The sequence below is a fragment of the Streptomyces ureilyticus genome (assembly GCF_011045025.1).
Taxonomy (GTDB): Bacteria; Actinomycetota; Actinomycetes; order Streptomycetales; family Streptomycetaceae; genus Streptomyces; species Streptomyces ureilyticus.
In genome coordinates, this window is sequence record NZ_JAAKZX010000004.1 from 109,665 (window position 1) to 123,426 (window position 13,762).

General features: G+C 69.3%; 14 protein-coding genes and 1 tRNA gene. 3 read left to right on the forward strand and 12 right to left on the reverse strand.

Features of this window, described 5'->3' with window-relative positions; all coding sequences use genetic code 11:
* Nucleotides 1-141 precede the first annotated feature (141 nt).
* Nucleotides 142-798, forward strand: a complete 657-nt coding sequence (locus tag G6048_RS02370) for an SDR family oxidoreductase (RefSeq protein ID WP_165337703.1) — start codon at nt 142-144, stop codon at nt 796-798.
* Between the two features lie 305 nt (nt 799-1,103).
* On the opposite strand, the gene G6048_RS02375 is transcribed toward G6048_RS02370, so the two are convergent.
* Entirely contained in the window at nt 1,104-1,316 is a 213-nt protein-coding gene (locus G6048_RS02375) for a hypothetical protein (RefSeq protein WP_165337704.1), read from the reverse strand.
* A gap of 197 nt (nt 1,317-1,513) precedes the next feature.
* Nucleotides 1,514-1,595 (reverse strand) — tRNA-Tyr (locus tag G6048_RS02380).
* A 201-nt stretch (nt 1,596-1,796) separates the two neighbouring features.
* Between G6048_RS02380 and G6048_RS02385 the strand changes: the two genes are divergently transcribed.
* Complete coding sequence (locus G6048_RS02385; RefSeq protein ID WP_165337705.1) at nt 1,797-2,285, forward strand: YajQ family cyclic di-GMP-binding protein; 489 nt, start codon at nt 1,797-1,799, stop codon at nt 2,283-2,285.
* A gap of 88 nt (nt 2,286-2,373) precedes the next feature.
* On the opposite strand, the gene G6048_RS02390 is transcribed toward G6048_RS02385, so the two are convergent.
* Nucleotides 2,374-2,640 (reverse strand): GlsB/YeaQ/YmgE family stress response membrane protein, encoded by a 267-nt coding sequence (locus tag G6048_RS02390; RefSeq protein ID WP_165337706.1) that lies wholly within the window; start codon nt 2,638-2,640, stop codon nt 2,374-2,376.
* Nucleotides 2,641-2,830: 190 nt separating this feature from the next.
* Between G6048_RS02390 and G6048_RS02395 the strand changes: the two genes are divergently transcribed.
* Nucleotides 2,831-4,189: an APC family permease gene (locus tag G6048_RS02395; RefSeq protein WP_165337707.1), complete on the forward strand. Its 1,359-nt coding sequence runs from the start codon at nt 2,831-2,833 to the stop codon at nt 4,187-4,189.
* 211 nt (nt 4,190-4,400) lie between these two features.
* Here the strand turns inward: G6048_RS02395 and G6048_RS02400 are convergent, their stop codons facing one another.
* The 9 genes from G6048_RS02400 to G6048_RS02440 all read right to left on the reverse strand — a co-directional run.
* A complete protein-coding gene (locus G6048_RS02400; RefSeq protein WP_165337708.1) occupies nt 4,401-5,534 on the reverse strand; it encodes a barstar family protein in 1,134 nt (377 codons plus the stop codon).
* A gap of 11 nt (nt 5,535-5,545) precedes the next feature.
* Nucleotides 5,546-5,944, reverse strand: coding sequence for a YccF domain-containing protein (locus G6048_RS02405; RefSeq protein WP_165337709.1), 399 nt, complete (start codon nt 5,942-5,944; stop codon nt 5,546-5,548).
* Nucleotides 5,941-6,801 carry a zinc metalloprotease HtpX gene (gene htpX / locus G6048_RS02410; RefSeq protein WP_165337710.1) on the reverse strand — a complete coding sequence of 287 codons (861 nt, stop codon included), beginning with the start codon at nt 6,799-6,801 and terminating at the stop codon, nt 5,941-5,943. Before htpX ends, G6048_RS02405 begins: the two co-directional genes overlap by 4 nt.
* Nucleotides 6,802-7,036: 235 nt before the next feature.
* A complete protein-coding gene (locus G6048_RS02415; protein ID WP_165337711.1) occupies nt 7,037-8,560 on the reverse strand; it encodes an NADH-quinone oxidoreductase subunit N in 1,524 nt (507 codons plus the stop codon).
* Entirely contained in the window at nt 8,557-10,131 is a 1,575-nt protein-coding gene (locus tag G6048_RS02420; RefSeq protein ID WP_165337712.1) for an NADH-quinone oxidoreductase subunit M, read from the reverse strand. The genes G6048_RS02415 and G6048_RS02420 overlap by 4 nt, the downstream gene beginning before the upstream one ends.
* Before the next feature lie 6 nt (nt 10,132-10,137).
* Complete coding sequence (locus G6048_RS02425; protein ID WP_165337713.1) at nt 10,138-12,129, reverse strand: NADH-quinone oxidoreductase subunit 5 family protein; 1,992 nt, start codon at nt 12,127-12,129, stop codon at nt 10,138-10,140.
* Nucleotides 12,126-12,524 carry an NADH-quinone oxidoreductase subunit NuoK gene (gene nuoK, locus G6048_RS02430; RefSeq protein ID WP_165337714.1) on the reverse strand — a complete coding sequence of 133 codons (399 nt, stop codon included), beginning with the start codon at nt 12,522-12,524 and terminating at the stop codon, nt 12,126-12,128. Before nuoK ends, G6048_RS02425 begins: the two co-directional genes overlap by 4 nt.
* Nucleotides 12,524-13,201, reverse strand: coding sequence for an NADH-quinone oxidoreductase subunit J family protein (locus G6048_RS02435; RefSeq protein WP_165337715.1), 678 nt, complete (start codon nt 13,199-13,201; stop codon nt 12,524-12,526). The genes nuoK and G6048_RS02435 overlap by 1 nt, the downstream gene beginning before the upstream one ends.
* Nucleotides 13,198-13,762, reverse strand: a 565-nt coding sequence (locus tag G6048_RS02440; RefSeq protein WP_165337716.1) for a NuoI/complex I 23 kDa subunit family protein, incomplete at its 5' end; no start/stop codon positions are given. The genes G6048_RS02435 and G6048_RS02440, both read right to left, overlap by 4 nt.

Sequence of the window (13,762 nt, forward strand, 5' to 3'; positions counted from 1 at the left end):
GACGGTCTCCTTATGACGCCACGCGGCGTCACCCTCGTTACTCAGCGATCGTTGTCGTTGTTCGTTGATCGCTCAGGAGACTCATGAGTTATCCACAGGGTTGTGCGGCGAGTGTCAGTGTCCGGGCGTACGGTCGAAGACATGCGCATTGTCATCGCTGGAGGTCATGGTCAGATCGCGTTGCGGCTGGAGCGGCTGCTCGCCGCGCGCGGTGATGAGGTCGCGGGCATCATCCGCCGACCAGAGCAAGGCGACGATCTGCGGGAGGCCGGCGCCGAGCCGGTCCTGTGCGATCTGGAGTCGGCTTCGGTCGAGGAGGTCGCCGCGCATCTGCAGGGCGCCGACGCCGCCGTCTTCGCGGCCGGCGCGGGTCCGGGCAGCGGCGCGGCCCGCAAGGACACCGTGGACCGGGGTGCCGCCGTCCTCTTCGCGGACGCGGCGGTACGGACCGGGGTGCGGCGGTATGTGGTGGTGTCGTCGATGGGCGCGGACCCGTCGCACCCCGGGGACGACGTCTTCGACGTGTACTTGCGCGCCAAGGGCGAAGCCGATGCGTACATACGCGGCTTCAACAGCCTTGACTGGACGATCCTGCGCCCCGGGATGCTGACGAACGACGCCGGGACCGGTCTCGTACGCCTGGAGGCGTCCACGGGTCGCGGACCCATCCCGCGCGATGACGTCGCGGCCGTCCTCGCGGAGCTGTTGGACACTCCGGCGACGGCCGGGCTGACGCTGGAGCTGATCAGCGGGTCGGCGCCGGTGTCCGTGGCGGTGAAGTCGGTGGCGGGGAACTGAGGAGGCCGAGTTCTAGGCCGGGCCTAGGTCCAGTGCTGTTGGCTCTCGACGCAAGGAGCGGCGGCGGGCGTGGGCCAGTGGTTGCCTGAGCATGTCCTGTCAGCCTGAGCCGAGGAGTTGCCGTGTCCGCCGCCGAGGTTCCCGCCGCACAGAAGGGCCCTGCTGCGGAAGATGGTCTCCTGACGTCGAGCCCTTCTGGCTGACTTCGGGCTGTCCCGCGGGGCCTCCGGCTCAGAGGAGTTGGTCTGGTCGGAAGGGGTGTGCGCGAACCGGTCGGAAGAGTCGGAAGAGAAGTGCCGGGCTGGTCAGAACAGGGGGAGCTGGCCGGGGAAGTCCGGCACGACGTACTCGTCCAGCCCCGGCTGGACTGCCCCGAGCTGCGCCAGCCTGCGCGACCCGGGGCACGACACGAGTTGCCCGCTCTCACGCGCCCCCGGCGGGTCGTGCCGTGCGAACCGCCCGGCGACGACGGCGATCTCGCGACGGCAATCGGGGCAGTTCCTACGGCGTGACGACATACGAACCAGCGTACGAAGCCGGACTGCGGCGCGGGCGCCCTGGAGAACATGGTTGTGGCCTGCTCTCACCCGCCGCGGCCAGCTCACGCCAGTGGGTGGGACGTCATGGGGGTGGGACGGCATCCGGCGGGAGAGACGACAAGAAGAGACCCTCTCGGCCCTGCTTTCTCGCAGGCCCGGGAGGGTCTCTCTCAGAGTGGCGGCGCCAGGATTCGAACCTGGGAAGGCTGAGCCGGCAGATTTACAGTCTGCTCCCTTTGGCCGCTCGGGCACACCGCCGGGGGTTGCCGCCCTTCGTACCGCCTTTTGGCGATGCTCCGTGGCAACGACGTAAACGATACCCGATGCCCAGGGGTGCTTCGCCACCCGATTGATCGGCACTCGAAGGGTGGCGGGTGGCTAGGCTTATGCGGATGCGGCCGGGACCGATGCCGGGCTCGACGGCCGCCCCACGCACCCCGATACAAGGAGCCACAGGACATGGCCGACTCCAGTTTCGACATCGTCTCGAAGGTCGAGCGGCAGGAGGTCGACAACGCCCTCAACCAGGCCGCCAAGGAAATCTCGCAGCGCTACGACTTCAAGAACGTGGGCGCCTCCATCTCTTGGTCCGGCGAGAAGATCTTGATGGAGGCAAACTCCGAGGAGCGGGTCAAGGCCATCCTCGACGTCTTCCAGTCCAAGCTGATCAAGCGCGGCATCTCGCTGAAGGCCCTGGACGCGGGTGAGCCGCAGCTCTCCGGCAAGGAGTACAAGATCTTCGCCTCCATCGAGGAGGGCATCTCCCAGGAGAACGCCAAGAAAGTGGCGAAGATCATTCGCGACGAGGGGCCGAAGGCCGTGAAGGCGCAGGTTCAGGGCGATGAGCTGCGGGTCAGCTCGAAAAGCCGCGACGACCTGCAGGCCGTGATCGCACTGCTCAAGGGCAAGGACTTCGACTTCGCGCTGCAGTTTGTGAACTACCGGTGACATCGCGCTCGTTGCGCGTACGGAGAAGGGTGGGCACCGTCGGGTGCCCACCCTTCCCGCCTGCTGGCTGCGGTTTGAGGGTGTGTACTCAGTTGCGCGAGTGGCCGAACAGGATGCGGTAGGCGACCAGCAGGACGAGAGAGCCGCCTATCGCGGCGGCCCAGGTGGCACCGTCGTAGAAATCCTTGGCGATCGGGTTGTCCAGCCAGCGGGCGGATATCCAACCGCCGATGAAAGCGCCCGCGACGCCGATGAGTGTCGTGCCGATGAAGCCGCCCGGGTCGCGGCCCGGCAGCAGGAACTTGGCGATGGCGCCGGCCAGCAGCCCCAGAATGATCCAGCTGATGATCCCCATACCGTGAACCTGCCCCTCCGTGCTGTGCCCGTGCTGTGATCTTGCTCTCGCCAAGCTGTGTTCATGCCGCTCATGTGCTGCGGTTCGCGGCTTGGCCTGTACTGCGGTTCTTGTCGATGTTCGTCTGTTGTTGCTGGAGAGGACGCCAGTGCGGCATCGGCCGGTTGCACTGATCAGTAGGGTGCCGCTCATGACACAGTCCGGTTCTGGCCGATCCGGCTCATCGCCGTCCGGTCCGGGTGCCTCCCGTGCGGGGCGGCCCGGCTCGCCACAGCCCGAAGCGGGGCTGCGGCGGACGCTCGGCGTCGGCGACGCCGTGGTCATCGGACTCGGGTCGATGGTCGGCGCCGGGATCTTCGCCGCCCTCGGGCCCGCGGCGCATGCGGCCGGGTCCGGGCTGCTCCTCGGTCTGGGCGTCGCCGCCGTCGTCGCGTACTGCAACGCGATGTCATCGGCGCGCCTCGCCGCCCTCTATCCCGCGTCGGGCGGGACGTATGTGTACGGGCGGGAGCGGCTCGGGGAGTTCTGGGGGTATCTGGCGGGCTGGGCGTTCGTCGTCGGCAAGACCTCCTCGTGTGCGGCGATGGCACTCACCGTGGGCGCGTACGTCTGGCCGGGGCAGGCGCACGCGGTGGCGGTCGGGGCCGTGGTGGCGCTCACCGCCGTGAACTACGGCGGTGTGCAGAAGTCCGCGTGGCTGACGCGGGCGATCGTGGCGGTGGTTCTCTCGGTACTCGCCTCCGTGGTGGTCGTGTGCCTCTCCTCTGGGGACGCCGATGCCGGGCGGCTCGACGTGGGGGTCTCCGGGGGCGCGGGGGGCGTGCTTCAGGCGGCCGGCCTGCTGTTCTTCGCCTTCGCGGGGTACGCGCGGATCGCGACGCTCGGCGAGGAAGTGCGGGATCCGGCGCGCACCATTCCACGCGCGATCCCGCTGGCGCTGGGCATCGCGCTGCTGGTGTACACGGCTGTGGCGGTGGCTGTCCTTTCCGTGCTGGGGTCGAGCGGGCTCGGGCAGGCGACGGCGCCCCTGGCGGACGCGGTACGGGCGGCCGGTCTGCCGGGGCTCGTCCCGGTCGTACGGGTCGGTGCCGCCGTGGCAGCGCTCGGCTCACTCCTCGCGCTGATCCTGGGGGTGTCACGGACGACGCTGGCCATGGCCCGCGACCGGCATCTCCCGGGCACGCTGGCCGCCGTGCATCCGCGCTTCCAGGTGCCTCATCGGGCCGAGCTGGCCGTCGGCGCGGTGGTCGCCGCGCTGGCCGCGACGGTGGATGTGCGGGGTGCTATCGGCTTCTCCTCCTTCGGTGTGCTCGCGTATTACGCGATCGCCAACGCCTCGGCTTGGACGCTCAGTTCGGACTTCATGGCGCGCATCGGGCCGGTGGTCGGGGCAGCCGGATGCGTCACGCTGGCGTTCGCCTTGCCGGGAGTGTCGGTGGTTGTGGGCGCTGGTGTGCTGGGTGCGGGGGCAGCCGCGTATGGAGGGCGGAAGTGGCTTGCCTCGCGGCAGAACGGGCGGGACTCCGGCCGGCAGGACGGCACAGGATGAAGACGCCATGCGCAGACGTCGTACAGCGCACGCTACGGAGGTGCGTCCGCGGGCCCGGGGAGTGAAGGCTTGCGCCACAGCCTCGAGTTGTGGGCCTCAGCCGCGACACTCGTCATCAATTGCTCGATCTCGGTCATGGGTTCATAGTGCAGGGCGCCACTGACAATCGGGTGGGCTGTGGACAACCGGGCTGTGGATAAGTGGTGCGGCGTCAGGCGAGGCGGACCTGGATGCCTTTGGCCGCAAGGAATTCGAGCAGTTCCTCGAAGGTCCAGGGCCGGTTGTCAATACGCGGGGTGAGGCCGAGGCAGGTACGGGCGACCTCCGCGTCGTGCCAGACCAGGTTGAAGGACCGGCCGGCTCCCCAGCCGCCGCAGAGGCAGTCGGCCAGCGCGTCCAGACCCCCGCCGAAGTAGCCGCCGGGTCCGTTCACCGCCTCGCCGAGTGCGCAGAAGAAGCCGGGCTCGTCGGTGATGTAACGGCCGTCGAGGTGGTACGTGCCGCCGGGCGCGGCGTCAAGTGTGTGCGCGACGTGGTTGTCCCGCACCGTGTCGAGCCAGTAGCGGCGTCCCTCTGTGCCGCACCGCGCCCAGGCGTTGGACTGGGCCGGGCGTCCGTCGTCCCACAGCTCCCAGACCTCCCGGGCAGCGGTCGGCGGCCGCTCGGACCACGGTTCCAGCGTGAGGTCCACCAGGCCGCGGCCGGACGGGATCCAGGCGACGAGCTCGCCTTCGACGGCGCACTGAATGGCACGGCCGGATGCGTCGAGGCGGATCAGCTTGGCGTGCCCGAGATCCTCCTCGCCCGCGTTCAGCGCCGTACGCAGGGCTCCTTGCGGGGCACTGCCGAGCAGCCGCACGGACGGTTCGACCAGGTCCGGCCGACTGTTCTCGACGTACGCCAGATCCCGGCAGCTGCCCCGGGCTTCGTCCTCCGTTCCGAGCAGCCGGTAGCCCGGGGAGAGCGGCGGGCACTGCGGATAGTCGAACGAGTTGTGCGGGGACTGGCGCGCCTCGATCGTGACGTCCAGCAGCGACAGGTCGCGCGCGGACGGGCGGTCGCTGAGGACACGTACGTCCTCCAGGCACCACTCGTCGACCCGGTCGCCCTTCTTGTCAAGGATCTGCAGAGCGAGGAAGCCGAGCGGCGCCGAGCCATCGGCACGCGCGCGTGCGAGAGCAGTAGTCAACTCCCCTTCGGGTGCGCAGCCCAGCAATGCGTACGTCCCGCGCGCGGGAGGGTGCGGATCGCCGAAGAGGTTCTCGGCGTCCGTGCACAGAGCCCAGATCTCGTCGTCCTCGGCCTCGACGTCGTAGGCCGCCAAGGCGTACTTCGGCTGCCGCACCCCGTGTCGCTCTACCAGCGAGACGTCGCGAACGGCTGGTCCGTACGCACGATTTCGCGTCCCAGAGGGACCAGCGAAACGGGGATCAGCTTGAAGTTGGCGATCCCCAGGGGGATGCCGATGATCGTGAGGCACTGCAGGACACCGGTGACGATGTGGGTGAGGGCGAGCCACCAGCCCGCCAGGATCAGCCACAGGATGTTGCCGACGAAAGAGGCCGCGCCCGCACCATGACGCTCGACCGTCGTATGTCCGAACGGCCACAGGGCGTACACGCCGATACGGAACGCCGCGATGCCAAACGGGATGCCGATGATCGTTATGCACAGCAGCACGCCCGCGAACAAGTAGCCGAGGAACAGCCAGAAGCCGCTCAGTACGAGCCATATGACGTTCAGGATTGTCTTCACTGGTGACCTGCCATCTGCTCGAGCCGGGCAATGCGCTCCGCCATCGGCGGATGCGTGGAGAACAGCCTGGACATCCCCTGGCCCGGACGGAAGGGATTCGCGATCATCATGTGGCTTGCGGTCTCGATGCGCGGCTCGGGGGGCAGCGGAAGCTGCTTCGTACCCGCTTCGAGTTTGCGCAGGGCGCTCGCCAAGGCCAGCGGGTCGCCGGTGAGCTGAGCGCCGGAGGCGTCGGCTTCGTACTCCCGGGAGCGGCTGATGGCGAGCTGGATCAGGGAGGCGGCGAGCGGACCCAGGATCATGATCATCAGCATGCCCAGCAGGCCGGGGCCCTCGTCGTCGTCGGAGCGGCCGATGGGGATCAGCCAGGCGAAGTGGACCAGGAACATGATCACGGAGGCGAGAGCGCCGGCGACCGACGAGATCAGTATGTCGCGGTTGTAGACGTGGCTCAGCTCGTGGCTGATGACGCCGCGCAACTCACGTTCGTTCAGGATCCGCAGGATGCCGTCGGTGCAGCACACAGCAGCATTGCGCGGGTTGCGGCCCGTCGCGAACGCGTTGGGTGCCTCGGTCGGTGAGATGTACAGGCGGGGCATGGGCTGGCGGGCCTGCGTGGAGAGTTCGCGGACCATCCTGTAGAGGGCCGGGGCCTCGAACTCACTCACCGGGCGCGCGCGCATCGCGCGTAGCGCCAACTTGTCGCTGTTCCAGTACGCGTACGCGTTCGTGCCGATCGCGATCAGCAGCGCGACGACGAGGCCCATACGCCCGAAGAGGCTGCCGATGACGATGATGAGTGCGGACAGTCCCCCGAGGAGTACGGCGGTCCTGAGCCCGTTGTGCCGGCGGTGCACGGTACGCCCTCCAAGTTGTGCGGCAGGGGAACCCTTTGCTTGCTGATCTCTGTCACTGATGCCGTGCTTCCACGGCCCAGTGGACCCTCCCTTACTGGTCAACGCCAGGCGGGAAGCCCTAGTTCCCTTGTGCGCGCGGCGGCGCGGGTGGGCCGTCCGGGTGAGTGCGGCAACGCCTGGCACGCGCGCGTGCGGTCGGGTGCCCCACGCGCGCGTGCCGGATGCCGTCAGCGGCTCAGAAGAGGCCAGTGTCCGAGAAGCGGAGGACCAACTGGGGCGCTCCGGAGAGGGCGACTCCCAGGACCGCGGTCAGTGCGATCGCGGCAGTCAGCGGGGCTGGGACGCGGTGCTTCTCGGGCTCTTCTTCGGGGGCGCGGAAGAGGAGCGTCGTCCACTGGAGGTAGTAGAAGAGCGCGATCACGACGTTGACGGCCATGACCACGGCGAGCCAGCCAAGGCCCGCGTCCACGGCCGCCGAGAAGACGGTGACCTTCGCGAAGAGGCCGATGATGCCCGGCGGCAGGCCCGCGAGGCAGAGCAGGAAGAAGCCCAGCACGAGCGCGGACAGTGGGCGCGAGGCGTACAGGCCGCGGTAGTCGCTGATGCGGTTGAGCGGCTTCGTACGGGCCACCAGGGCGGCAACGGCGAAGGCTCCGAGGTTCACGGCGGCGTACATCAGGGCGTACGCGATGGTGGAGCCGACGGCCTTCTCGGCGTCCTGGGAGTACGCGGCGGCGGCGATCGGCACGAGAAGGTAGCCGGCCTGGCCGACCGATGACCAGGCGAGCAGTCGTACCGCGCTGTACGCGTGCGTGGGTTGCTGCCGTAGGGCGCCCACGTTGCCGATCGTCATGGTGAGCGCGGCCAGGGCGGCGAGTGCCGGGCCCCAGACGTCGGCGTACGACGGGAGGGCGATCACTGTGACGAGGATCAACCCGGAGAAGCCGACCGCCTTGCCGACGACCGACAAGTAGGCGGCGACCGGCAAGGGTGCCCCGACGTAGGTGTCGGGCACCCAGAAGTGGAAGGGCACGGCGGCCGTCTTGAAGGCGAAGCCGACGAGGGTGAGGACGACGCCGGTCTGGGCGAGCGTGTGGAGTTGTCCGTCGACGTTCTGGATCTTGGTGGCGATCTCAGTGAGGTACAGGGTGCCTGTGGAGGCGTAGACGAAGCTGACGCCCATGAGACTCACGGCGGTCGCGGTGACCGAGGACAGGAAGAACTTCAGGGCCGCTTCGGAGGACTTCCTGTCGCCGCGTTTGATGCCGACGAGGGCGAAGGCGGGCAGTGAGGCGACTTCCAGGGCGACGATCAGGGTCGCCAGGTCGCGGGAGGCGGGCAGCAGGGCGGCACCGGCGGCCGAGGAGAGCAGCAGGAACCAGAACTCCCCTTCGGGGAGTTCCCTGTTGGCGTCCTTGAGAACGGTGACGGAGAGAAGGGCCGCCAGGAGTGCTCCGCCGAGGACGAGGAACTGGATGACAAGCGTGAAGCGGTCCGCCGTGTAGCTGCAGACGGCCGCGTCGCCGGTCAGGCAGAAGGTGGAGCGGTCGCCGTCCAGGAGCGGCAGCAGCATCAGCGTGGACGCGGCGAGTCCAGCGACGGAGAGCCAGCCGAGCAGCCCCTTCTTGGCGTCGCCCACGAAGAGGTCGACGACGAGCACCACGAGGCCGACGACCGCCGCGATGGTGGGCGGTGCGATCGCGAGCCAGTCGACGGACTGGACCACGGACTCGGCCAGAGGCTGGGCCAGGGAGCTCATCGGGTGCCTCCTGCGAGGAGCTGCTGCACGGCCGGGTCGGTCAGGCCGAGGAGAGCCTTGGGCCAGAGTCCGGCGACGACGGTGAGGGCGACGAGCGGGGTCCAGGCGGCGAACTCGTACGTCTGGACGTCCGCGAGCCCGGGACTGCCCTGCGGAACGACGCCCATGCAGACGCGGCGTACCACGATGAGCATGTACGCGGCGGTGAGCAGGGTGCCGAATGCGGCGATCGCCATGAAGGTCAGGAACGCGGGCCGACTGAGGCCGTCGGCGGGATCGAAGGCGCCGAACAGCGCCAGCATCTCGCCCCAGAACCCGGCGAGGCCCGGCAGCCCGAGCGAGGCGACGGCACCGAAGGCGAGCAGGCCGCCCAGGCGCGGGGCCTTGCCGTAGAGGGCGGCGCCTGTCTTCTCCGCGAGCGTGTCGAGGTCGCTCGTGCCCGTACGGTCCTTGAGTGCGCCGACCAGGAAGAACAGCAGGCCGGTGATGAGTCCGTGGGCGATGTTGGCGAACAGCGCGCCGTTCACGCCGGTCGGGGTCATGGTCGCGATGCCGAGGAGTACGAAGCCCATGTGGCCGACGGAGGAGTACGCGATGAGGCGCTTGAGGTCACCCTTCGCGCCCTGCTTGGCGAGGGCGAGGCAGGCGAGGGATCCGTAGATGATCCCGACGACGGCGAAGGCGGCGAGGTAGGGCGCGAAGGTGCGGAAGCCGTCGGGTGTGATCGGCAGCAGAATCCGGACGAACCCGTACGTACCCATCTTCAGCAGGACGCCGGCCAGCAGCACCGAGCCGACGGTCGGCGCGGCGGTGTGGGCGTCCGGCAGCCAGCTGTGCAGCGGCCACATCGGTGTCTTGACCGCAAGCCCGATTCCGATCGCCAAAACGGCGATGACCTGCACGGATGTGGTCAGCGATCGGCCGTTGTCAGTGGCGAGTGCCATCATGTCGAATGTGCCGGACTTGAGCCCGACGAGGAGCAGGCCCAGCAGCATGACGACGGAACCGAGCAGTGTGTAGAGGATGAACTTCCAAGCGGCGGCCTGCCGTTGTTCACCGCCCCAGCGGGCGATGAGGAAATACATCGGGATGAGCACCATCTCGAAGGCGAGGAAGAAGAGCAGAAGGTCGAGGACGGCGAAGGTCGCGAGGGTGCCGGACTCGAGGACGAGAAGCAGTGCGACGAAAGCCTTCGGGGTCGGGCCCGAGGGCATTTTGAAGTAGGAGTACAGCGCGCAGAGGAAGGTCAGTAGCGCGGTCAGGACCAGAAGGGGGAGGGAAATGCCGTCGGTGCCGAGGTGGATCCGCACGTCGAGGGCGGGGATCCAGCTGATGTCCGTCGTGGCCTGCATCCTCGACGGCTGGTTGTGGTCGAAGCCGAGCGCTAGGACGATCGCGGCGATGAGCACGGCGCCGGTGACGGTGACGCCGTGCCGCAGCATGGCCTGCTCGGGTGACTTCCCCTTCAGCCCCGGTGGGGCGGGCAGGAAAGCGGCGGCGGCGCCGAGGAGCGGGCCTACGACGATGAACGCCAGAAGGAACTGCATCACGGACTCGTTGATATCGACCACGCCTGCTCACGCTCCCGTGGCGACTAGGAGGGCGGCGACCGCGAGGACGACGGTGCCGGCGAGCAGCGCGCTCACATAGGTCTGCACATTGCCGGTCTGAGCGCGCCGGACGGCCGCGCCGAGCAGGCGGGGCAGGGCGCCCGCGCCGCGTACGTAGGTGTCGACGACCTCGCGGTCGAGGAACCGGACGAGTGTGGCTCCGGCTTGGACCGGGCGGACGAAGAGGGCCGCGTAGACGGCGTCGAGATGGAAGCCGACGGCAGCGTGCCGGTGCAGCGGTCCCAGGAGCAGGCGTCCGGGGTCCGCCGGGTCGGGGGCGGAGGCCACGTTTCCGTATGCGGGCGCGTGGCTGGCGATGGCTTCGGCCTCGACGAGTCCGGCGTCCCCCTCCGCGTGGGCCGCGACCGCACCCAGCGGGACGCGCGCAGCGAGCGCCGTGGTGTGCCGCCAAGCGCCGTACGTGACGATGCCGCCGACGAGGGCAACTCCCGTGCCGAGCACGGAGGTGGCGAGCGTCGGGGTCAGTTCGTGCCCGTCGAACCAGTCGGGCAGCAGGCCGGTGGTGAGCCCGAGGGCGAGTGACGGTACGGCGAGTACCCACAGCACGGCGTTCATGGCGAGGGGCTGCCTGCCGTGGTCCGGTGCCTCGGCTCCGTGGCCCCGGAAGGCGAGCAGCCACAGGCGCATCGCGTACGCGGCGGTGAGCAGGGCCGTGACCAGCCCGGCGACGAGGACGATCCAGCCCGCGGCGCCGGGGATGTCCTCGGCGTTCCCGGTGGCGGCGTGCTCGGCGGCGCCCAGGACGGCTTCCTTGGAGAAGAAACCGCTGAAGGGAGGGATCGCGGCGAGCGCGAGGAGCGCCACGGTCATCGTCCAGTAGGCGTCGGGGACGCGGGCGCGCAGGTCCTTCATGCGGGACATGGTCGCCAGCGAGTTGGTGCCGGCGGCGTGGATGATCACGCCCGCGGCGAGGAACAGCAGCGCCTTGAAGGCGCCGTGGGAGAGGAGGTGGAAGACGGCGGCACCGCGGTCGCCGACGGCGAGGGCGCCGGTCATGTAGCCGAGCTGGCCGATCGTCGAGTACGCGAGGACGCGCTTGATGTCGTCCTGGGCGAGCGCGGCGAGCGCCGAACCGGCCATCGTGACGGCGGCCATGACGGCAAGGACGAGCAGCGCGGCCGAGGAGGCGGCGAAGACCGGAAGGAGCCGGGCGATGAAGTAGACACCGGCGGCGACCATCGTCGCGGCGTGGATCAGCGCGGAGACGGGTGTCGGACCCGCCATCGCGTCGGGCAGCCAGGAGTGCAGCGGGAACTGCGCCGACTTGCCCGCCACACCGGCGAGGAGCAGCAGGGCGATCAGCGTCGGATGGTCGAGTCCGCCGCTCGCGACCGTGCCCAGGACGGTCCTGATGCGGAAGGAGTCGGCGTCGGCGGCGAGCGCGAACAGACCGATCAGAAAGGGGACATCGCCGAGCTTGGTGACCAGGAAGGCCTTCAGGGAGGCGGCGCGTGCTTCCGGGGTCTCCCAGTAGTGGCCGACGAGGAAGTACGAGCAGATGCCCATGATCTCCCAGCCGACCAGGAGCACCATCAGGTCGCCGGAGTAGACGACGAGCAGCATCGCGGAGGTGAAGAGGGAGACGAGAGCGGCGTACGAGGGGTAGCGCGGGTCGTCGCGCAGGTAGCCCGTCGAGTAGATCTGCACGCAGGAGGCGACGACGCCGACCAGGACGGCGACGAGGGCGGCGAAGCCGTCGATGTGCAGGGCGAGTTCGATGGGGACCGAGCCGGTCGGGGTGAGTTCGGTGGCGGCGTCGATGGCCTGGTCGCCGCCCTGGCGTACGGCGACGAGGACGGCGAGCGCCAGGGACACCACCGAGGGCAGGACGGCGAGGGGGCGTACGAAACCGGGGGCCGTGCGGCCCAGGAGCAGGCCGGCCACGGCGCCCAGGAACGGAAGGAGGGGGACGAGGACGGCGAGGGTGGTCGTGGTCACGCGGTGGCCTCAGCCTTCTCGGCCGTCGTGGACGCGGCGGATTCGGAGGCGTCGTGGCCGTCGTCGCTGCCGTCACCGGTCTCGGCGGTGTCGCGGAGCTTGTCGATGTCCGAGGTGCCGCGGTTGCGGTAGACGGCGAGGACGATCGCCAGGCCGATGCCGACCTCGGCGGCAGCGATGGCGATGGTGAACAGGGTCAGGGCCTGGCCGGAGTGCAGGGTGTCCTGGGCGGTCTTGCTGAGCCAGACGTCGAAGGCGACCAGGTTGAGGTTGACGGCGTTGAGCATCAGCTCGACGGACATCAGGACCAGGATCGCGTTGCGGCGCGCGAGGACTCCGTACAGGCCCGTGCAGAAGAGGAGGGCGGAGAGCACGGCGGGATAGGCGAGATGCATCAGCGGGCGCCTTCCTTGCCCTGGCGCGAGGGCTGCTCGTCGGAGGAGGTGGCCGGGGCCGTACCAGAGGGCTGCTTGCCCGGGGCCGCACTCCCCGTTGGCCGGGCGGCGGCGGCCTTGCGGGAGAGGACGATCGCGCCGACCAGGGCGGCGAGGAGGAGGACGGAGAGGGCTTCGAAGGGGAGGACCCAGTTCTGGAAGAGGGCCTTACCGTTCGCCTCGGTGGAACCGGCGGCGGCGCCGTCCAGGTCGATCCAGGTCGTCCGGAAGGCGTCGACGACGACCCAAACGAGGGCGGTGGCCGCGGCGATCGCGACGGCCAGGGCGGCCCAGCGGTTGCCGGAGTCGGCGTCCGGGGACCGGCCGATGGGGGCCTTGGTGAGCATCAGACCGAAGAGGAGGAGTACGACGACGGAACCGACGTAGATGAGGACCTGCACCCAGGCGATGAACTCGGCGGTGAGCAGGAGGTATTCGACGGCGAGGCCGCCGAGCGTCACGACCAGCCACAGGGCGGCGTGGACGAGTTGCTTGGTGGTGACGGTCACGACGGCCCCGCCGAGGGTGACGAGGCCGACGAGGAGGAAGGCGATCTCGACGCCGGTCGGGGAGAGGAAGCCGTTGGTCTCGGCGGCGGTGGTCGTCGCCGTTGATGCGGCGACGGCAGCGAGGCTCACGCTTCTCCCTCCTGCGGTGCGGTCGGCTCCGCCCCGGCTGCCTGTTCGTCTGCCCGGGCTGCCTGTTCGGCGGCGAGCTTGTCGGCGGTTTTGCGCGCGGCGGCGAGTTCCTTCGGGTCCTCGGCGGAGGGGTCGAGGGCCGGAGGGGCCGGGACGGTCCACATCCACTCGCGGAGTTTGTCGCGTTCGTGAGTGAGTTCGTGGATGTCGGTCTCCGCGTACTCGAACTCCGGGGACCAGAACAGCGCGTCGAAAGGACACACCTCGATGCAGATACCGCAGTACATGCACAGGGCGAAGTCGATGGCGAAGCGGTCGAGGACGTTACGGCTGCGCTCGCGGCCTCCGGGGGCGGCGGGCGGGACCGTCTCCTTGTGGGAGTCGATGTAGATGCACCAGTCCGGGCACTCGCGGGCGCACAGCATGCAGACCGTGCAGTTCTCCTCGAAGAGGCCGATGACGCCGCGGCTGCGGGGCGGGAGTTCGGGCTGGGCGTCCGGGTACTGCGCGGTGTGCGCGCGCTTCGTCATCGTGCGCAGGGTGACAGCCAGGCCCTTGGCG